Source organism: Streptomyces sp. bgisy027, from assembly GCF_057710365.1.
Genome location: NZ_JBYIVZ010000046.1, coordinates 59736 through 78494, shown reverse-complemented (window position 1 = coordinate 78494; position 18759 = coordinate 59736). Strand labels below are relative to the sequence as shown.

15 protein-coding genes and 1 pseudogene are annotated in these 18759 nt (G+C 66.6%); 7 read left to right on the top strand and 9 right to left on the bottom strand.

What is annotated here, in order from left to right; all coding sequences use genetic code 11:
- Positions 1–489 precede the first annotated feature (489 nt).
- Positions 490–3018: a helicase associated domain-containing protein gene (locus AC3ETA_RS36105; protein ID WP_432197109.1), complete on the top strand. Its 2529-nt coding sequence runs from the start codon at positions 490–492 to the stop codon at positions 3016–3018.
- 476 nt (positions 3019–3494) lie between these two features.
- On the opposite strand, the gene AC3ETA_RS36100 is transcribed toward AC3ETA_RS36105, so the two are convergent.
- From AC3ETA_RS36100 to AC3ETA_RS36075, 6 genes are all read right to left on the bottom strand, one after another.
- Positions 3495–4010: a hypothetical protein gene (locus tag AC3ETA_RS36100; protein WP_432197108.1), complete on the bottom strand. Its 516-nt coding sequence runs from the start codon at positions 4008–4010 to the stop codon at positions 3495–3497.
- 89 nt (positions 4011–4099) lie between these two features.
- Positions 4100–4837, bottom strand: coding sequence for a Crp/Fnr family transcriptional regulator (locus AC3ETA_RS36095; protein ID WP_432197107.1), 738 nt, complete (start codon positions 4835–4837; stop codon positions 4100–4102).
- A 2352-nt stretch (positions 4838–7189) separates the two neighbouring features.
- Positions 7190–8221, bottom strand: a complete 1032-nt coding sequence (locus AC3ETA_RS36090; protein WP_432197106.1) for a DUF4238 domain-containing protein — start codon at positions 8219–8221, stop codon at positions 7190–7192.
- A gap of 45 nt (positions 8222–8266) precedes the next feature.
- Positions 8267–9436: a hypothetical protein gene (locus tag AC3ETA_RS36085; protein ID WP_432197105.1), complete on the bottom strand. Its 1170-nt coding sequence runs from the start codon at positions 9434–9436 to the stop codon at positions 8267–8269.
- A 48-nt stretch (positions 9437–9484) separates the two neighbouring features.
- Positions 9485–10321, bottom strand: coding sequence for a hypothetical protein (locus tag AC3ETA_RS36080; protein ID WP_432197104.1), 837 nt, complete (start codon positions 10319–10321; stop codon positions 9485–9487).
- A gap of 131 nt (positions 10322–10452) precedes the next feature.
- Positions 10453–10884: a hypothetical protein gene (locus tag AC3ETA_RS36075; RefSeq protein WP_432197103.1), complete on the bottom strand. Its 432-nt coding sequence runs from the start codon at positions 10882–10884 to the stop codon at positions 10453–10455.
- 309 nt (positions 10885–11193) lie between these two features.
- On the opposite strand from AC3ETA_RS36075, the gene AC3ETA_RS36070 reads away from it, so the two are divergent.
- From AC3ETA_RS36070 to AC3ETA_RS36055, 4 genes are all read left to right on the top strand, one after another.
- Positions 11194–11682, top strand: a complete 489-nt coding sequence (locus AC3ETA_RS36070; protein WP_432197102.1) for a DUF3800 domain-containing protein — start codon at positions 11194–11196, stop codon at positions 11680–11682.
- Positions 11683–11694: 12 nt separating this feature from the next.
- On the top strand, positions 11695–11913 hold the full coding sequence (locus AC3ETA_RS36065) for a DUF3800 domain-containing protein (RefSeq protein WP_432197101.1): 219 nt from the start codon (positions 11695–11697) through the stop codon (positions 11911–11913).
- A gap of 251 nt (positions 11914–12164) precedes the next feature.
- Entirely contained in the window at positions 12165–12860 is a 696-nt protein-coding gene (locus AC3ETA_RS36060) for an ATP-dependent DNA ligase (RefSeq protein ID WP_432197100.1), read from the top strand.
- 242 nt (positions 12861–13102) lie between these two features.
- Positions 13103–14020 (top strand): DUF4238 domain-containing protein, encoded by a 918-nt coding sequence (locus AC3ETA_RS36055; protein ID WP_432197099.1) that lies wholly within the window; start codon positions 13103–13105, stop codon positions 14018–14020.
- A gap of 10 nt (positions 14021–14030) precedes the next feature.
- Here the strand turns inward: AC3ETA_RS36055 and AC3ETA_RS36050 are convergent, their stop codons facing one another.
- Together AC3ETA_RS36050 and AC3ETA_RS36045 are read right to left on the bottom strand one after the other, a co-directional pair.
- Positions 14031–14288, bottom strand: a complete 258-nt coding sequence (locus AC3ETA_RS36050) for a DUF6207 family protein (protein ID WP_432197098.1) — start codon at positions 14286–14288, stop codon at positions 14031–14033.
- A gap of 73 nt (positions 14289–14361) precedes the next feature.
- Positions 14362–14592, bottom strand: a pseudogene (locus tag AC3ETA_RS36045) (hypothetical protein); the annotation flags it as partial.
- A 192-nt stretch (positions 14593–14784) separates the two neighbouring features.
- On the opposite strand from AC3ETA_RS36045, the gene AC3ETA_RS36040 reads away from it, so the two are divergent.
- Positions 14785–16422 (top strand): AAA family ATPase, encoded by a 1638-nt coding sequence (locus tag AC3ETA_RS36040; RefSeq protein ID WP_432197097.1) that lies wholly within the window; start codon positions 14785–14787, stop codon positions 16420–16422.
- Positions 16422–17264, top strand: a complete 843-nt coding sequence (locus AC3ETA_RS36035) for an HNH endonuclease (RefSeq protein WP_432197096.1) — start codon at positions 16422–16424, stop codon at positions 17262–17264. The genes AC3ETA_RS36040 and AC3ETA_RS36035 overlap by 1 nt, the downstream gene beginning before the upstream one ends.
- 208 nt (positions 17265–17472) lie before the next feature.
- Here the strand turns inward: AC3ETA_RS36035 and AC3ETA_RS36030 are convergent, their stop codons facing one another.
- The gene (locus AC3ETA_RS36030) at positions 17473–18708 is read right to left on the bottom strand and encodes an IS701 family transposase (protein ID WP_432197111.1); all 1236 of its coding nucleotides are present in this window, start codon (positions 18706–18708) and stop codon (positions 17473–17475) included.
- Positions 18709–18759 lie beyond the last annotated feature (51 nt).

Sequence of the window (18759 nt, the reverse complement as noted above, 5' to 3'; positions counted from 1 at the left end):
GGCCTCCGCTCCGCTCCAGCCCCAACACTCCCCGCCCGTAGGGCGGCTGAGGGGAAAAGCAGCAGCAAGGAGAGGGGGAGGCGCGGGTCGAATCGGGGGATTCGAAGGGGGTGACGGAGAGTCAGAGTGGCATGGAAACGCTGGGCTGGAAGTGGACTTGAAACCACGATCACGTGACCTCCCGTCAGGCTGCTTTCCGGATCCGATAGGGCCAGACTAACAGGATCGCGCCACGTTCGAGGGATTCTCCCTCTTGTTGCTGCTTCATTTTTAAGCACGAGATAGACTCTGGACTCAGAGCGCACCACCCTTGGAACGCTCGGAGGCTTATAGAGATCCACTTAGGACCCTTGCGAGTGCTTCGGTGAGGCAGGGTAGCCAACCGCCCGAGCCACTCCCACCGTAGCCCTTGCGGCGCTTCTACGTGTAGTTTTCCCGTTTCCCCTCACTCGAACCGACCGGACATCACCCAGGAGAAAGCAGACAGGAATGTCGACCACGAACCGCGCAGATCAGCGCGAGGCCGCCCAACGAGAAGCCATTGACGCGGTCCTCCGAGCCCTCGAACTCCCTGCAAGATCTCTGGTGCCGGAGAGGGGTCTGCGGACACAGGTGATCATGGCGACCGGGTCCGGGAAGACCCGGGTGGCGGTCCGCAGCGCGGAAGAGCTCCACGCGGGCCGTGTGCTGGTCCTCGTGCCCTCCCTGGATCTGCTCGCCCAGACCGAGGCCGCATGGCGCGAGGGCGGCCGCAGGGGCCCGATGATCGGGGTCTCCTCCCTGCGGGGTGAGGAGGTGTCCTTCCCCAACACCACGGACGTGGACGAGCTGGTGGAGTGGACGAGGGGCCTGGAGAAGGTCACCGTGTACGCCACGTACGCCAGCCTGGGTCTGGGCACGCTGGAGCGGGCGCACGCCGCCGGCCTTTCGGCGTGGGACCTGATCGTGGTCGATGAGGCGCACAGGACTTCGGGCCGGATCGGCAAGCCGTGGGCGGTCGTTCACGACAACACCCGTATCCCGTCCCTGCGGCGGCTGTACATGACGGCCACGCCCCGGCTGTGGCAGCTGGATGAGGACCAGGAGCAGGGCGGTGCGCCGGGTGAGCTGGTGGCGAGCATGGAGGACGATCCGGACGGGCCGTTCGGCAGCCGGTGTTTCACCCTGACGTTGTCGGAGGCGATCGACCGGGGGATCTGTGCGCCGTACCAGGTGGTGTGCGTGGACATCACCGACACGCAGTTCCAGGCCGCGCTGCTGCTGGGTGCCGAGGGCCGGTCGGACGAGATGCGCGGGGCCCGGCTCGCCGCGCTCCAGACGGCCCTGGTGAAGGCCTCAGCCGAGGAAGCCTTCAAGCGCACGCTGGTGTTCCACCACGTCATCAAGGAGGCCGAAGCGTTCTCGGCCGGGGTCCCGGACGTCGCGGCGCAACTGCACGCCGCCGATCCGGAGCTGTACCCGGCCACGGTGTGGGCGGACTGGCTGTGCGGCGATCACAAGGCGCTGCACCGCCGGCGGGTGCTCGGGGAGTTCTCCTCTCTGATCGCCACGGACGGCACGGTGGTGGAGAAGGCGTTCCTCAGCTCGGTGAAGGTGTTGGGCGAGGGGGTCGATACCCGCAACTGCGACTCCGTGTACTTCGCGGACGTGCGCGGCTCGATGCCCGACTTGGTCCAGGCCGTGGGCCGTGCGCTGCGGATGCAGCCCGGCGAGGGCAAGATGGCTTCCCTCGTGGTGCCGGTGCTGCTGGCGCCCGGGGAGACGGCGGACAACATGCTCACCAGCCGGGCGTTCGGCGGGCTGGCGAAGCTGCTGGAGGCGCTCAGGGCGCACGACACCCGCATCGTGGAGCAGTTGGCGCAGCAGCAGGCCCCGAGCCGCTACAAGCCGGTCCAGAAGGACGCCAAGGGCAAGGAAAAGAGCGGGGGCGGGGACGGTGGGCCGTCCGCGTCGGCGAAGGCGTTGCTGAAGTTCTCCACGCCGCGTGACCCGGCGCAGCTGGCCGCGTTCATCAACCTGCGGGTCCTCAACCCCGAGCACGAGCACTGGCGGCGCGGCATCGAGGCCGCCGTGCTGTACACGCGCGAAGTCGGCGACCTGAAGGTGCCGTTCACGTACCGCGTGCCGAAGGGGCCCGAGGCAGTGGCGGCGGGGTGGCCGGCCTCGCTGGCCAACTTCCCGCTGGGGCAGTGGATCGCCGACGCCCGACGGTTCTACGCCCGCGGGGACATGGACGAGGACCGCGTCCAGCAGCTGGAGAAGCTGGGCATGGTGTGGTCGCACTTCGACGTCGCGTGGGAGGAGGGCCTGGCCGCGGCCCGCGGTTGGGCCGCTGAGAACGGGCACCTTCATGCCCCGCTGGACGCCACCTACCAGGGCGCGAAGGTCGGCATCTGGCTCAAGAACGCGCGGGCCGCCGCCCGCAAAGCAGCCGAGTTCGAGCAACGGCGTGCCGAGGGCCTGCCGGTGGGATCAGTGGCCGGCGCGCTGTCGGAGGACCGACGCGAACAGCTGGAGGACATCGACCCCTCGTGGTGCCCCACGTGGCCCGTGGAGTGGCAGCGGGCGTTCCACCTCACCCGGCTGCACCTGGACGACGGCGGTGTGCTGCCGACCGAGCCGGGCGACGTCCTGCGCCAGGGCGAGGACCTCGGACGGTGGGTGCGCGCCCAGCGGCTCGGCTTCGACAAGCTCACCGCCGTGCAGCAGTGGATGCTGGAGCAGGTCCTCGGGATCGAGCCCGCCACCGAGGACGAGAAGCCCAAGCCGCGCCGTACCCAGGCCGACAAGTGGGCGCTCAACTTCGCTGCGGCCAGGCAGTTCTACGAGCGTGAGGGACACCTTCGCGTGCCGAGGCAGCATATCGAGCGGATTGTCGTCGGGGGCGCCGGGGACGAGGACCAGGAGGAGTGGCAGCTCCGTCTCGGAGCATGGATCGGCAACCAGCGCAGCCGGGCCGCGACGCTCTCCCCGGAGCGGATGGAGCAGCTGTCCGGGATCGGGATGCGCTGGTCGTAGCGGGAGTAGTCACCGTGATCGTCGCCCTCGCGGCCAGCCGTCTTCTCGGACTGCTGGGTGCCGGTGCAGAACAGGTTGGTGGCGTCCCGCCTGGTGGTGTAGCCGATCAAGTCGCCGGAATCCGCAGGCCAGCGACGGTACTTCCGCGCAACCGGGCGCTCAACTCGCCCCAACAGGGCGCCTCGTAGACGGCCAGCTCGGCGCAGATCGCCTGGGGCCTCGTACCGGAACGCGTAAGGCTTGATCCCCTACACCACGACGCGGGACGCGACCAACAGGTTCACGACCGGAACCGCTGGCCCCCGTTGTCCAACGTCAGCAGCCAGCGGCCGGTCTGGTCTCCGTGAAAGGAGATTCGGATCGAGGCTGGCGGGGTGGGCGTCGTGGTAACGGATCTTGTGTGAGTGCAGACGGTGACGGGCCGCACGGATGGTCCCGTGCGGCCCGTCACCGTTCGTCCCGAGTCGTCGTGTGGGTCAGATGCGCCGCAGGTCGGTGATCTTCTGGTCGGCGGCGTTGATGGCCCGCTCCAGCACGACGCGGGCGAACTCCTGCCGCATCGCCATGACCAGGAGCCTCTGGGCGTCGGGGTACGGGATCCGAGCCGTTACTGGCGGCTCGGGCAGGGCGGTGTCGATGTAGCTCTGCGCGCACTCGACAACTCGCTGCAGCTCGGCGCTGATGCGCGGGGTGTGCTCGATGCGCCCGCTGATCGTGTTGGTGAGACGCGTGATCTCAGCGAAGTCCGCAGCGTAGGCAGGCGTTCGGGCGAGCCGGGCCTGCTCCTCGTACAGGGCCTTGAGCGCCTGAGAACGATCGGTGAGCTCCGCGATGTCGTCGTCGTGGCGACGCAGCCGCTTCGCCCAGGCGAGCACCTTCTTCTGGTGGATCGCCGCGAAGGTGCCGAGCGAGCCGGTGACGAGCGCGGAGGCCCCCGTGACGAGCACGGTGGTCTCGCTGGGGTTGCTGAGGATGGCGCTGAGCTGCAGCATGTAGCTTCCTAGGGTCTGTGTGGACGCCGCACGCCCGAAGTCGGGGTGGTGGGTGCGGCGTTGGAGCAGGTGGGTCCAGTGGGTGACAATTAAGTGCGGGTGGCGCGGTCCAAGAGCGCATCGAGGTCGTGAACGATGAACTTACGGTATCCCGCGTCGATGGCACCGTGGCGACGCAGACTTCCGACCGCGTTTTCCACGGTGGAGACTCCGAGTTGGAGCGCGGCGGCGAGATCCTTCTGGGTCAGGCCGCTGATGGTGGTGCTGCGGGAGAGGGTCGGGTCCGGCTGGCCGACCGTTTCAGCGAGGTGTGCAAGGAGCATACCGACGCGCTGGAACGCGGGCAGGCCGAAGGTCGCGTAGATCCGCTCGTCCTGCCGGTTGCGGTCCTCCAGGCTCCGCAGGAGCGCCTCCAGCACCTTGGGCACCCTCGCCTGCAGGAGTTTCATGTCCTCGATGTCCCAGGGGATGACGTAGGTCTTGGTCATGCAGGTTGTGGTGACCGAGGAGTCCTCGTCGATGAGCTTGGCCTCGCCGACGACCTCGCCGACACCGCGGAACCGGGTGATCGTGGGGGCGTCCGGCATCGGCCGGAGCGGGAAGCGTTCCTGCCGTACGCCCCCCTGCACGATGATGAAGACCTGCCGATCCTCCTGGTCGAGAGGGAGCGGCTGGTCGCGCTTGAAGGAGCGGATCCGTTGCTCCCACCCCTCCATCATCGTCTGCCAAGTCGGAGCTGGGAGATGCTTGAGGAAGCTGCCGGCCGGCATGGTGGTGCGTCCGCGTACGAGATCGCTCAGCCGCGGGGCGCTGGCCTTCGTAGTCATCCCTCACACCCCCCTCATGCGAACACCGTTGGGGGTCGTGCTGGCGGGCTCCGCGCGAGAGGCGAGGTGCCGGTGTTCTGTATCCGCGCGGCGGCAGCTGGCGTGTTGGGTACGCCCGGGGCTGTCACTGCTCATGGCGGTACGCATGCGGCCTGTTCCCTTGATCATGATGAGGGGGTGCGCCCCCGTGACGGCGGGCGCACCCGGTTGGTGGGTCCAGCGCCCTCTCCCGCGGAAGTCCGCCCGGCGGTGTGGTGTGTCCAGGGCGGCGCGTGGCGAGAACGTCAGGTTCGTAACGCTACCGCCAGCGAAGAGGAAATCGCCAGTCGCCAAGTAGGTAGGCGCGACATAAAACCCTAACCCCAGGGCATTACAGGGGTCTCCTCTCGCCCGCTATCGGGTAACGTCACGGAGATATCGAATTGCCGAAACAGCAGCGCCTGTAAATCGATATTCGCTGGAGCGATATCTAGAATATCTACTGACGATCGAGGGATCCCGTACCAGACGAGCACCGCGAAGCCCAGATGAAGTGCGTCACATAATAGGGAAGGCCCCGGAGCACCACACTCCGGAGCCTTCCGTGAGGGCCTGGACCCACCAAGGCTCAGACCGTGTGACTATGTAACCACCAAGAACCCGAGAAGGACACGCCGGGACAAATGTCGGACCCTCAGATGCCCCAAAAAAAGTGGTTTCTCGAAGGTTCTCCTGGCGCGAAGCGATGGCCAACGCTGACGAGACGGCACGTCTCGACACGGTGCACCAAAGTTACCCTTTGCGTCTTTAGCCTGTTTTGACGCTGCGAGCGCTTGCCGCTGACACAGTGACGCGTAAGCAATCTCAGCCACTTTTGATCATCATTAGCCCGCCCCAACCAGAGGCGAGGATGCCCTAACTGAACTGGCCAGTCGCCTGCGCACCGAATCGGCGACATAGATTCGGATTCATTTTAAAGCATCCGGATAATGGAAATTCATCACGCACAGGCGCCATGACAGAGTCCCAAAAATTCTCTTCCAGAGTTTCTTTCATGACGCAGATCAGCTACTTGCAGCCTCCGGATGCGGCATAGCGGATCACCCGAAGCGGCAACATTGTCGATACATGCCCATGACCACAACAGGCGTACCGCACATCGTGTGGGACACCAGGCCGCAGAAGCCTTCCGCCCGTCAATTTCGTTCGATAGACGCCCAGTTGCCTTCGCCTGGTTGCCGTACAGACCCCGATCGTCACGCAAAATGCGCGAACTATCACTCAACGTGATCGCACTGTCTGTCACCCCGAAGACGCGGAACGCACCGTCGTACGCCGGACGCGCCGCGATGGACGACCACGCCCGTCCATCGGCAACGCCGACAACTCTCAGGCGACCCCGTCGGGTTCCTCGAAGGCGGTGCCGAGAACCTCGTCCCGGCCGCTGCGAACGTGGAGGAGGACGGCAGTCTCGTCCGAGGCATGAGTGGCAACCAGCACTCGCGTGCGGCGACGCTGCCGGAGAACCGGCGTGAGCAACTGTCGGCAACCGGCATGCGCTGGACGTATCGCCACGTCACAAGTCCCACCGATTCCCCCATTACTCCTGTGTCAGGCAGTCGACACCCTCCCCTCACACAGAAAGCGTTCGACGACACAGACCAGAAGCGAGGCCAGAGGCCCCCGGATCGAACATCCGGGGGCCTCTGGCATGCCCCGCAACTCCCTCTCCGACCACTGCTGTCCAGGCGCCGGCTTCCAGCTCTACGGGGTGAAGAAGCCGATCCCGGGAGGACGAGACGCAAGCACCGGAGACCTGTCACTGTCCCGCCCACTCAACCGAACTCACACCGGAGGCACTACCGATGACCACCCGCCAGGAACCCATGGCAACACCCGCGCCGATCGCCGCTACGCTGACCACGCCCCCCTGAGCTCGGGCTGAAGCCCCACAGGGAAGCTCTCAGGCAGAGAGCAGCAGGACCGCCGACCGCGAGGCGCGCACCACCCCCACGCGGACGACACCACCACAGGTGTCCGCCGTCCCTGTCCTCCGCCTTGTAGGAGACTCCCGATGCCTCGAGACCCGCAATCCCCGTCATCCGCACACCCTGATCCGCCCAGCACGCCTGAATCGACGGGTGTCGGAAAGCCGACGCTCCTGTCACAGCGCACGGCGCTGATCCTCTTCATGGCCATCGCCACCGGCATCGGTATCGGCGTACTGACCTTCCTCTCCGAGACGTCCTACCCCAGGCGGTCCTCGCCGGGATCGGCGCTGCGGCAGCCTGCACGATGGGGCTGAACACGCTGATCGAATAGCTGTCGACGGGTCTGGCAAGCCACCTTGCCCGGCCCCCGTACTGCTTGGTCTCAGCGGCGAGTCGTGTACATGTGCAGGATGTCGCCCATGGGCTCCAGCGTGCCGTCCGGCCTCTTCCGGAAGCCGGGGCCCGAGTTGAAGCGAAGCGTGGGTCCGCGCCTTCTCAGATGGACCTTGTCGAGCGCGGCGTGCCGGTCCGGGTGCCCTACGACGACCTGCTCGCAGATGTCCGCGAGGTCCTGGTTGCAGCTGTTCACGCGGCTGAGCCTGACCTCTTCTGCGGATGTGCCGTGGCCGGGGACGAGGACGAGCTGGGCCGTGGGGCTGACCGGGAACCTGACCTCGTCAGCATTCTCCAGGCCGAACCCTTCGTAGGCGTCCCTCGGAGTCTCGGGACGCCAGAGGACAAGGGGCGCGTCGGAGGTTAGGAAGATCGGCTTGCGGCTGGTCTCAAGTCGCCAATGCCGGGCACGGTACTGCGGGATGCACACCCGGACAGAGCTGAAGGTCAAGGCGACCGCTTCGTCGTGAGTGGGGTCGTTGCCAGCGTTCATCGCCCGTGTGCCGTGGTAGTAGTCGAAGGCACCCTGGGCTTCGGCTTCCCGTGGCGGGCGACCGAGATGCTTACGCGTGAGGTACTCGGTCATGAGCGCCAGGTCGACCTCCCGGCCGTCCGCGTAGAGGGTGACGTTGCGCCCGAAGAGCGGGCCCGTGCGCTTCCTCGGGGTCCTGGCCATCTGCACAGCCAGGTAGAGGCAGAGCAGTTCGCGGTCGTCAGTCCCGACGGCTGGCGGCATCCCCGCCTCGTCGATCCGGCGTAGGGCCGCGAGTGCCTGCCCTTCCAGGCCGCTGAGCTCGTGCTCAATGGCCGTGGAGGGCATGCCGTTCTCGCCCGTAATCGTGTAGAAGCCGGTCTCGGCAGCGACGTTTTTGACGTTGGCAAGGTGCGTCTTCGGAGGGCACCGGCGCCTCACTCTGACCATGTCGCCTCGCCCGAATCGTGCCAAATAGCTCTGCGGCACGTAGTGGTGAAGTTTCGGTGCAGACACGTCGTCCAGCGTAAGCGGCCCGGCGGTGAGCAACTACGGAGTTTTATCCGGCTACGTGACGGCCCAGCCTGGAGGTACTCAGCCCCTGTCTGACTTGGGATGACGGGCCTCGTACTCGTTGATCTCAGCAAGCAGCTCCTCAGTAGCCTTGAGTGCTTCCTGGGGATTGTGGCGAGCTCGGACCAGACGGTCCACGCGTTCGTGCACGGCGTCGTCGCTCAGCGAGGATGCCCAGGATCTGATCGTTTCGCTCATGTCACTGCCAACAAGTGGGGCAAGGATGTCGGCAAAGCCAGCGCGTGCGACGGCGGCCTGGATCCGTTGTCCGCCTCTTTCCGAGGCACTCATAGCACCCGAGCGCGGCAGTTCGCTGCGAAGGTCCTCGTGCCCGATTGTGATGTCCAGCTGCGGCGGTAGCGGCTCAACATCACGTCCTCCCGTAATCAGGACGGGGATGGCTGTGGTGCGGACCCATTCCTCCAGGTTCTCAAGTTCTTTAACCGCGATGTTCCAGACTCTGGTGTGCGGACGCTGCAGCGACACCGTCGTCATGATGGACAGAGGAATGTACTCATGCCGCGGTCCAGTCGCGATGATGTCATCAGCATGCAGCGGCTTCCCGCTGCCCGGCTGTGGTTGCCGCTCGAGTGGCTGGGACACGGCCAGGTCGGGGTGCGGAGTGTCCGGATAGACCGCTCCGAGACGGGCTGCTGCGACGGTAGGCCTGCGGTGCTTCGCCAGGTTGGTGTACTCGACCAGGATCTTGAGCGGATGTTCGTCAGGAACGCGGCGTTGGAAGGGCTGCAAACCTCGGATGTGCTGGACAAGGGGAGCGCTCGCCTGCAGGGGTGAGAGTTGACGCCGGCGACCGTGGTTAAGCCAGAAAGCAAAATCTTCAGGGCTCGTGCTGGCGGGCATCTCGATGACGCGCGCCTCCTCAGGTGCCAGGGGCCGCCCGAGAACGTGCTCGACCTCGGCGTACACAGTGTGCTCCAGCGCGGCACGCAGTTGCGTCAGAGCGTCCGCGACCAGTCGAGACATCGCCTCGGGCAGAGGAGCAACCGCGGTAACGACTACGTGTGCTTGGTCGCCGTCAGCGACATTCTTGAGGGAAAGCGGTCCTTGGGCGGTGTAATCGTGAACCATCCGAACGACGCGGTCAACCGTTTGATCAATGTGGGCCAGCGTCGCCGCAACGTGGAGCTGGTGGTCTGGCAACCAGGCGTAATCCGCGGCAGTGAGACTCATGACTGAAACCTAACGATTCGTCGGATAGAAGAGTTTTAACAGCCAGCGCTACGGCAGGTCTTCCAGCCGGGCGAGCAGGCCCGCGGCGGCGGCGACGGCCGCGACGGCGTCGGCTCGGGTCCAGGTGAAGTTCTCGGTGGTGCCCGCGTCATCGTGCGGGGCGCCGCTGAAGAGATTGAAGGCGCTTTGGATGAACACTGCCCAGCGTTCATCCTGATCCCGTTCTGCCGGCTTCTTCTTCAACGCCTCCATGTTGACCTTGTGGGTGTCGCAGGCCTCGCGTACGGGATCGAGGGCTGCTCGGGCGAGGGCGACGGCGTGCTCGTACCGTCCGTCGCGGATCGCTGTCTTCGCCTCGCGAATCCGTCGTGCGCCGGTGGCCCGGGCCTCCACAGCGGTGATCGGGATGAGGACGTCGACGAAAGCGCCGGCATCGAGCTGGGTGAGGGCGTTGCTCCACGTCGCGTGCGGGATACGGATGATCTCCTGGTCCTGAGCGACGGGCCAGTGCTTCGTCTCTGTCAGAGCGGTCAGGGCGAGTTGGGCGCGCAGGACCAGGTCGGCGCCCGCGCGCAGCTTCTCCAGCCCGCGCAGCTGCCGGTCCGTGACGGTCGTCTCCAGCACGAGCTGCGTCTTGAACGGCTTCAGCCCAATGGGTCCCTTCGGGGCGTGGAGGGCGCCGATGTAGCTGGCGGGGCTGGGCATTTCGTGTACCCAGAGGTCGCCGGCGGCGAGGAAGGGCGCGTCCACAGGGTAATTGCCGCGGCCGGCCACCTCGAAGGTCAGGGCGAGACGGTGTACGTCCCAGCCCGGGGTGAAGGTCACGGCCTGCTGCGCCTGGACACCGACGCTGTAGTTGTGCATGCCGAATTGGAAGTCAGCCATCGTTCCTCGCCTCGTTGAGCCCTTGCCCGATGTTCGCAGGCCAACCACCGCAAGGGCAGCGGTTTTCCTGGGGGACGTCGGTGTGCGCTGCCCTTGACTGCGCCGGAGCCGAGAGGGGCCGCAGCCGACGGTCAGCTTGTGTGCTCCGAGGGCGTGATCAGGTGTGCCGTCGCCAGGGCTGTGCGGATGCGGGCGGCCTGCTGGGTCAGCCGGTCAGCGACGTTCTGGGCGTGGCGGACGATGTCGTCGTCCCTGGCGTCGTCGTCGATCAGGGGGCCGTGTTCGCTGTCGGTGCCGAGCGTGTGGGCGCCCCAGGCATGGAAAAGGATGTCGTCCATGTCGCTCATCGCGCCGGCGACCGCTTCCAGGATCTCGGTGCGCTCGCGGTACCAGTCGCGGGGCAGGTCCGTGAGCGGCCCGTACGCGGCGGCCAGGTCCTGCCACAGCACCGGCTTGCAATTCTCTTCGAAGGGCAGTCGCGGCTTGTAGCCGCGCAGCTGCCACTCGCCCTTGTGCGGGCCGTCGCCGGTGAGGCGGATCCACAGGTCGCCCTCGCCGTCCACGACGAACGCCTGCCAGTCCCAGTAGTCATCTGCGGGCGCCGTGTCATCGGGCCCCAGGTCGTACGGCCTGGATGCTCGGAGCGCCGGGCCTGGATGACGACGAGCTGCGCGGCGCGGTCGCCGGACCGGTCGGCGGCAAGCGTGGGGAGCTGAATCATGCCCCCATCCTTTCGCGGTCCAGGGCAGTGCCGCCGTTCCTTCTCCAAGGTCGGTGCCCATCTGAACCGGTCAGCGTGCAGGAGGGCGCCGCGGTGTGAGTACCACTGTGCCGTTTGGCGATCTTTCCCCCCATCGAGCTTTACTCGGCACATGGCACACCTGGTTTACATCGATGAGACCGGCTCCGTCGGGAAGGGCGCCAACAAGCAGAAGCTGTTGACGCTGGCCGCCGTGCTCGTGCACGAAGATCATGTTCAGCCCCTCGCAGAGAAGTTTCGCCAGGTGGCAAGGACTCACCTGGGATGGGTGCCGGGAGACTTCGAGCTTCACGGAAACGAGATCTGGAACGGCACCTGCCACTGGGACTCCCTGTCGCCCGCTGGGCTCATCGCCGTGTATGAGGACGCGATCTCGGTCATCAACGATCTCGACATCGACGTGTCTCATGCCAGCATCCACAAGGAGCGCCTCCATGCCCGGCACGACGGAGGTATGGACGGAAACGCCTACCTCTTGGCCTTGCAGTTCCTTCTCGAAAAGATCGACAGCGGGTACGTGGGCAACAAGATCCTCATCGCCGACGAGCAGAAGGAACACCAACTGCGGGCGGTGAAGATGGTTGCTGAGCTGCAGGACTAGGGCTGGGGCGAAGTGCCCGGGGCCAAGCTCAAGACCATCATCGACTCCATCCACTTCGTGAGCTCGCACGCAAGCCCGGGCGTGCAGCTGGCCGACCTCGTTGCCTACGCGCTACAGCGTGAATGGAATCGGCGGGACAACCATCCGGACGCCAAGGCGGCCATCGGCAGGATCACAGACGTGATCAACCAGCACACCCACACCTGGCGTGAACCCTGGCCATCAGAATGACCACTGCGAGGCAGGCCGCAGCACCACCCTTGTGGGTGATGACGGCTGGGCGGTTCGGCGAGACGCTCAGCAGAAAGTCGAGAACACCCAAGACCACTTGAGGGCCCGGTCGCGCTGTGCGGCCGGGCTCGCGCCGTGCGGCGCGGCTGTTCCGCAGCAGCTGTGCCGCCGGGCCGCCTGCTGGCCGTACGGGAGTGCGCCGGCAGGCGGCCGGTGTCCCAAAGGTGCAGGCTGATGGGGTGGAGTGGCCCGTGGATGTCGCCCTCGCGCGGCCCGTGACGCAGCTGCCGACAGGCCCGTCGTGGGCTTACGAGATCAAGGTCGACGGCCACCGGACCGTGCTGTGGCGGACCGAGGACGGCGTCCGGCTCCAGTCGAGGACCGGCCGCGACGTCACCGCGCTCTGGATGGACCTGGCCGTAGCCGCCATGCGCCTGCCGCCAGGCGTGATCCTGGACGGCGAGGCCGTGGTGTACATCGCCGACGCCGACGGCACCGCGCACATCAGCTTCGCCGCGGCGCAGTCCCGCGCGCTCTCCAACCCCCGCCGCGCGAGGGAGCTCGCCGACCAACACCCGGCGACGTACGTCGCGTTCGACGTCCTGGCCCATCGTGCTGCTGGCTTCCCTGATCTGAGGCCGCATCCGTACACGGAGCGGCGCCAGGTCCTCCTGGACGTGCTCGCCGACGTCGGCCCGCCGATCGAGCCGGTGTGGTCGACCACCGACCGGGACGAGGCTCTGCTCTGGTACGCGGCGCTCGAAGGGACGGGGGTGGAGGGCGTGGTGGCGAAGCCGCTGCGGTCGGCCTACAAGGCGGGCCGGGTGTGGTCGAAGGTGAGGCACGCGGACACGGTCGACGTCGCCGTGGTCGGCTTCACCGGCACGGCCCGGCATCCAAAGGCGCTCGCCGTACGGCTGCCCGACGGACGCGTCGCGCTCTCGTAGAGGCTGACCACGACGCTCGCCTCCGTCGTCGGCCCACGCCTGGTCCCCCAGGCCGGGCGGGCGTTCACGACGGCCGGCGACTCCTACACTCCCACCATCGACGAGCTGGTGGTGGAGGTCGTGGCGGGCACCACCCGCCACGCGGTCGTCACCGTGGTCCGGCTGCGCTGACCCGTGACGGTGTCGAGCGGAGGCTGGAAACTCTGAGCAGGTGGAGAGGGGTACTTGGCAGAATTCGGTGTGTGGGAACAGCACAGCACACATCGCGGCAGCACCTCGTATCCCAGGTTCTGCTCGCAGAGTTCACGGCGCCCGAGCCGAAGGGCGGTAGCCAGCAGTTGCTGCCGTTCGACCTGCACCACCCCGGACGTGTGCACAAGCGGATGCATCCCAGGCAATGCGGCTGGTTCGAGAACTTCGTCGCCGTCGATTCCGCGTCCGTTGAGGCACTGTGGGGCGACGTGGAGAGGCGGGTGCCTGCGGCGATCGCCGCCGTGCACGCCGGCACTCCGTTCGCCAACCCACGGCATGTGGCCACGCTGCGCGACCTGATCGTGCTCCACTTTGTCCGGTCGCTCCACTACCGCGATATGCATACCGCCTCGTTCGAGCGGGCCCGCACCCGCCTGGTCGCCAAGGTGACCAGGAAGTACCCGGAGCGGCTGCGCCTCGAGGCGCTGCGTGAGACGGGCCTGCATCTGTCCGGCCCTTCCCTGGGCGCTTTCGCCGAACTCCTCATCGAGCGGCACTCGGTCATGCAGGACCACGAGAGCGGCAAGTTCTTCCGCGCCAACATCGAGGACACGTTCCACAAGATGCGGGACCTGGCGTCGACGTGGCGGGTGGAGGTGACCACGCCCGAGTCGGGCCAGTTCCTGATCGGCGACAGTCCGGCCCTCACCCTGTCCGTGGAGGAAGGCCGCACCATCTACGGCATGGCGTTCGGTGACGCTCAGACCCTCGTACTTCCCATCGGCCCACGGCACTTGCTGTCCTTGGGCAGGCAGGAAGTCACAATCACCGTCTCCCAGTCCTTCGTCGACCGCCTCAACGCTGTGCAGATCCACGCTGCCCACCGCTACGTGTACATGCACCCCGAAAGCGGCCTGGAGCCGTTCGTGGCAGCACAGCTGCGACTCGCCGGGGACCGTACCGCCTGACGAGCGGTCGTCATTGCTGTGCCTCTGCGAGGACCTGCGGCAACACGTCGGCCCGCGCATCCGGGCCGACCGGCTGCCTCAAGTCCAGGTAACAGCGCAGCCGTACGCCGGGCTGACCGGCGTCCCACATCGTGCGCTCCGCTGTCGCCGTCGCCCAACGTCCGGCGAGCAGCTGCTGGAAGGCGAGCGCGGTGGCGTCGTCGGCGGCCGCCACGTCGACGACGACCAGGCCCGGCTCGCTCACGTGCGCCTCGTTAATCAGGTCCATGTTCGGCACTACGCCCGGCGCCTCGGGAGGGTTCCGCCGCGGCGGTGTCTTCACCCGACCGAGTGGCGGGCCGTCAGGGGCTGTCGCCGCCCCAGTCCCAGCGGGCCGGGTCGCCGGGGCGCGGGTTGTACAGCGCCCGGCCGCCGGGGCCGAACTGCCCGAGCTCGGTGAGGAGGGAGACACCGTCGTTGATCTCCTCCGGCCTCCAGCCGGTGATGTCGAGCAGCAGCCCGTCCAAGGGTCCGCCCACGAGTTCGGCGTAGCTGCGTCCCGGCTTCGGGCCCGGGTGGTCGTGGTCGGCTCCTTCTCTGAACTAACAGCCACGCAGGACCAGATCGTCGCTCGTGCCAGCCAGACACCGCAAACCGTGACCGCTGGCGACGTCGTGTCGCCACAATGAACCGGTGGCTGATGCCTGGTGCACACGACAGACAGGCCGAACTCATCCACGCTACCGACGTTCGTTACATCAATGATCCGTCCCTAGGAGGGGTGCGTGCGCTTCATCGTGCTGGAGGAGGACGAGCGGCCCGAGGACGGACGGCGGGCCTGCCTTCTGGAACCAGCGCCATGGCCCGATGACGAATACCTGACGCTGTACCACCTCTGGTTCCGGGACGGCGCCGGGGCGCTCCATGAGCTGGGCCCGGTCAAAATCGCCCACGCCGATCTCATCCGGAACGAGAGGCCTCTCGAAACCGGCGAGTTCACCGAGCTGACAGGGCATGATCGCCAGCTGCACTGGTTCTCCGTAGGGCAGAGCGACATGTACTACGAGAACATCCGGAAGCTCGGTCCCGAGACCCGGTGGGAGATCCTCAAAGGGCTCCGCGACATCGCCTTCGACCTTGATGCTTTCGACTCAGCCCTTGGCTGGGATGTCACACAGACGTCGCTGCTGCGCAGCGTCACACCGCAGACCGTCGAGGCCCAGTTCCGGCGCATCGCCCACGGCGGCTCCCGGCTGACGGCATACCACTTCACCTACCGTCCGCCGCCGTCTGATGCCGGACTGGCCGCCTGGTCTCTGTCCTTCGCCGTGGAACCGCGTTCCCAGCCTCCGACCAACATCCATGTCCTCATCGGTCGTAACGGGGTCGGCAAGACCACAGTTCTCGGCAACGTCGCCCGGGCAGTGCTGGACGCGGGAGCAGGAGGCACTCATGCCGGGCAGATCACCTGGCCCGATGGAACGCAGGGAACTTTCGCGAACGTCGTCACCGTCACGTTCAGTGCATTCGACCCCGCCCAGGATCACACTGCGGCCGAGACCGACCTGGATGGGGAAGGACATCCCCAGCTGAAGGGCTGGGACGGGAGCAAGGACGTCATCGGTGACGAGGCCCCACCGGCTGAACCAGTGGAAGAGGCGGTGGCGTACACGTATGTCGGCCTGGCCAAAATTGATCAGCTGGGTCGCCCCACGCGTGAGCGCAAGTCGTACGACGACCTCGCGGAGGAGTTCAGCATCAGTGTCGAGGAGATCATGGCAGCCGGGCGCGCCAGCCGCTGGATTGGCGCCTTGGACAAGCTGAGCAGCGACCCACATTTCTACGAGTCCCCTATCCACGGCTTCGCCCGAAGCATGAGCCGGAGCAAACACTTCCGCGAGAGCGACAGCCTCAAGGCACAGGAGATCTTCTCCTCCCTCAGCTCGGGGCACGCCATCATCCTGTTGACCATCACCAGGCTGGTGGAGACCGTCGCGGAGCAATCGCTTGTGCTCCTGGACGAGCCCGAGGCCCACCTGCATCCGCCACTGCTTGCCTCCTTCATCCGGGCCCTGTCGGACCTGCTCACTGACCGTAACGGCGTTGCCCTGATCGGCACCCACTCCCCGGTGGTAGTGCAGGAGGTGCCGCGCTCCTGCGTCTGGAAGGTCAGCCGCTTCGACCGCCGCGCACCGGAGCGGCCGGCGATCGAGACCTATGGCGAGAATGTCGGGATCCTCACCCACGAGATCTTCAACCTGGAAGTCCGCGCATCCGGCTTCCACGCAGAAATCGAGAAGGCAGTCAACGAACTCGGGTCCTACGAGCGGGTCCTGGACCACTTCGGCGGGCAGCTCGGCGGCGAGGCAAAGGGCTTGGTCCGGATCCTCCTGGCCCACCGGTCCGCGAACGGACTCGGGTGATGTGGCCGCTGGACCCGCCTTCAATCACCGCCCGGAACAGCTACGACGCCTGCGTCGCCTCCATCAAGGACACGTACCGGCGCACCCTGTTGCTGGCTGCTGGCGACAGCGTCGAGACGGCCGGCGAGCGCTTCCGGCACGCTGCCCAAGCGGGCACGCTGCACGAACTGCTCGACGCGGACTTCACCGTGCCGGGCGTCCCATGCCAGGACGCCGTCCAATGGATCTACGGCAACGGCATGGTCAACACCCAGCTTGGCCGGGCCGTCTACGACCAGCTCATGGCTGCCCCCGAAGACGAGCGATGCCCTCTGTGCGGCCACGGCGTGGTTCGCACTCTTGACCACTTCCTGCCCAAAAGGATGTTCCCAGCATTGTGCGTGGACCCGCTGAACCTCGTCCCCGCGTGCGCTGACTGCAATCACGCCAAAGGCGACGCCCGGCCCGCCGATGCGGAGACCACTCCCCTCCATCCCTATCTAGACCACATCGACAACGACTCCTGGCTCGATGCAAGGGTCGCGGGCACCGACCCCGTCTGGCTCGAGTTCTACGTCAGTCCACCGCCCACGTGGGACGCCCTCCTCATCGACCGAACCCGACATCATTTCGACCTGTTCGGGCTGGCCAAACTCTTCTCTGTCCAGGCCAACCGCACACTCAACAACATCCGCCAGTACCTCACGTCAGCCTTCGCGGCAGGGGGCGAGGATCTTGTCCGCGCCTACCTGACAGAGGAGGCATCCACCCGCCTCGCTCATCGCCCCAACGGCTGGGAGGGCGTGACATACCGGACGCTCGCCCTGGATGACTCCTATTGCGGTGGCACGACCTTCACGTGACATCGGCCAGCTGAGCCGTTCACACGACTAGTACTCCAGCCGTAGTTCGGAATCTGAGCTGGTCAGCGGCCTGGTGGCGTGGAGTGTAGCGGGGCGCCAGGTGGGCGGGACGGACTTCCCCATCGCGCCCCGGCGAATAGGTAGCCGCGCCGTTCGTAGTGGCTCTGGCGGGCTCGTGCCTGGTGGCCTCGTCTCCACCGTGACCAGGTCAGCGTGTGGTTGTGGTGTGCGCGGTGGTGCGGGGGTTCAGTTGCCAGGAGACGGCGGATCTCGGCCGGTGTGAGGTCCACGAGATCGGGCGTGTCGTCGCCGGGGCCCCCCTTTCGCGTTCCTGGGCGGCGATGGCGGCGAGGAACGCGTGGGCGAGCATGGCGAGGGTGATGTGCCGATACCAGCCGGTGTAACGGCGGACCTCGTACTCGTCGAGGCCGCACTCGTTCTTCGCGGACTGGAAGCATTCTTCGATCTTCCAGCGGCATCCGGCGATCCGGGCCAGGTCGGCGAGGGTGGCGTCCAGCGGAGCACTGGCCAGGAAGTAGGCGATGTCCTCGGGATCAGTGATGCTGCGGCGGGCCAGCATCCACCGCCTGCGGGTGGGCTGGTCGCCGTCGCGTTCCTCGACGACGGGCAGGAGGGCGCCGGCCCAGTCGTAGCAGCGTTCGCCTTTGGCTCCAAGGCCGGCGGACAAGCGCTGCCATGCCTGCGGCGGGGCCTCACGGCGGATACGGTCCTCGATGCGCGGGCCGTGGACCTGCTGGGACTTGGGGACGGCCACGACGTAGTGGAGCTTCAGGTCGTCTTCGAGGAAGCGGCGGAAGCGACTGTCCTGGCCGTAGGCTGCGTCCGCGGTGACCCAGCGGAAGCGAAGCGGAGAGGCATGGGCCCGACGGATCATGTCACGGGCCAGGGCGTTCTTGGTGGCGAAAGTACGGTCGTCGGGGATGTGGGCGGCCTGGCAGCGATCGCGATCGTCGGTCCAGGACCTGGGCAGATAGAGGTCACGGTCGACGAGGGCGTGTCCCCGGCTGGTGGCGTAGGCGGCGAACACGCCGATTTGGCAATTTTCGGTGCGTCCGGCGGTGCCGGAGTATTGGCGCTGCACTCCGGCGGAGGTGGTCCCCTCCTTGATGAAGCCGGTGTCGTCGACGATCAACACGCCGTCGTCATGGCCGAGTTGGTCGGCCACGTACTGCTGCAGATCGTCGCGGACACGGTCGGCGTCCCAGCGGCTGCGGGAGAGCAGGTACTGCAGTCCGTCCGGGGCGGCGTGGCCGGCCCACTCAGCGAGCTGCCACCCGTTCTTGCGGCCGACCGGAGCGAGGAGGCCGCGTACGTAGTCCCGCATCCGTCTGAGGGGCTCGATCCGGGCGAAGCGGCTCCCGGTCCGCAGGAAGAGTTCTTCGAGTTCCCGATCCCACACATTCACCGGCGCATCGTTGAACATGTCGAGGAACTGCTCGCACCAGCTCACGGATATGCGGCAGAGCACTCGTTT

Coding starts and splice junctions, on each gene's coding strand:
- AC3ETA_RS36030 (WP_432197111.1), bottom strand. CDS start 18,708: ATGTTCAACGATGCGCCGGTGAATGTGTGGGATCGGGAACTCGAAGAA.
- AC3ETA_RS36080 (WP_432197104.1), bottom strand. CDS start 10,321: ATGGCTGACTTCCAATTCGGCATGCACAACTACAGCGTCGGTGTCCAG.
- AC3ETA_RS36105 (WP_432197109.1), top strand. CDS start 490: ATGTCGACCACGAACCGCGCAGATCAGCGCGAGGCCGCCCAACGAGAA.
- AC3ETA_RS36050 (WP_432197098.1), bottom strand. CDS start 14,288: ATGGACCTGATTAACGAGGCGCACGTGAGCGAGCCGGGCCTGGTCGTC.
- AC3ETA_RS36070 (WP_432197102.1), top strand. CDS start 11,194: ATGGCACACCTGGTTTACATCGATGAGACCGGCTCCGTCGGGAAGGGC.
- AC3ETA_RS36100 (WP_432197108.1), bottom strand. CDS start 4,010: ATGCTGCAGCTCAGCGCCATCCTCAGCAACCCCAGCGAGACCACCGTG.
- AC3ETA_RS36085 (WP_432197105.1), bottom strand. CDS start 9,436: ATGAGTCTCACTGCCGCGGATTACGCCTGGTTGCCAGACCACCAGCTC.
- AC3ETA_RS36035 (WP_432197096.1), top strand. CDS start 16,422: ATGTGGCCGCTGGACCCGCCTTCAATCACCGCCCGGAACAGCTACGAC.
- AC3ETA_RS36095 (WP_432197107.1), bottom strand. CDS start 4,837: ATGACTACGAAGGCCAGCGCCCCGCGGCTGAGCGATCTCGTACGCGGA.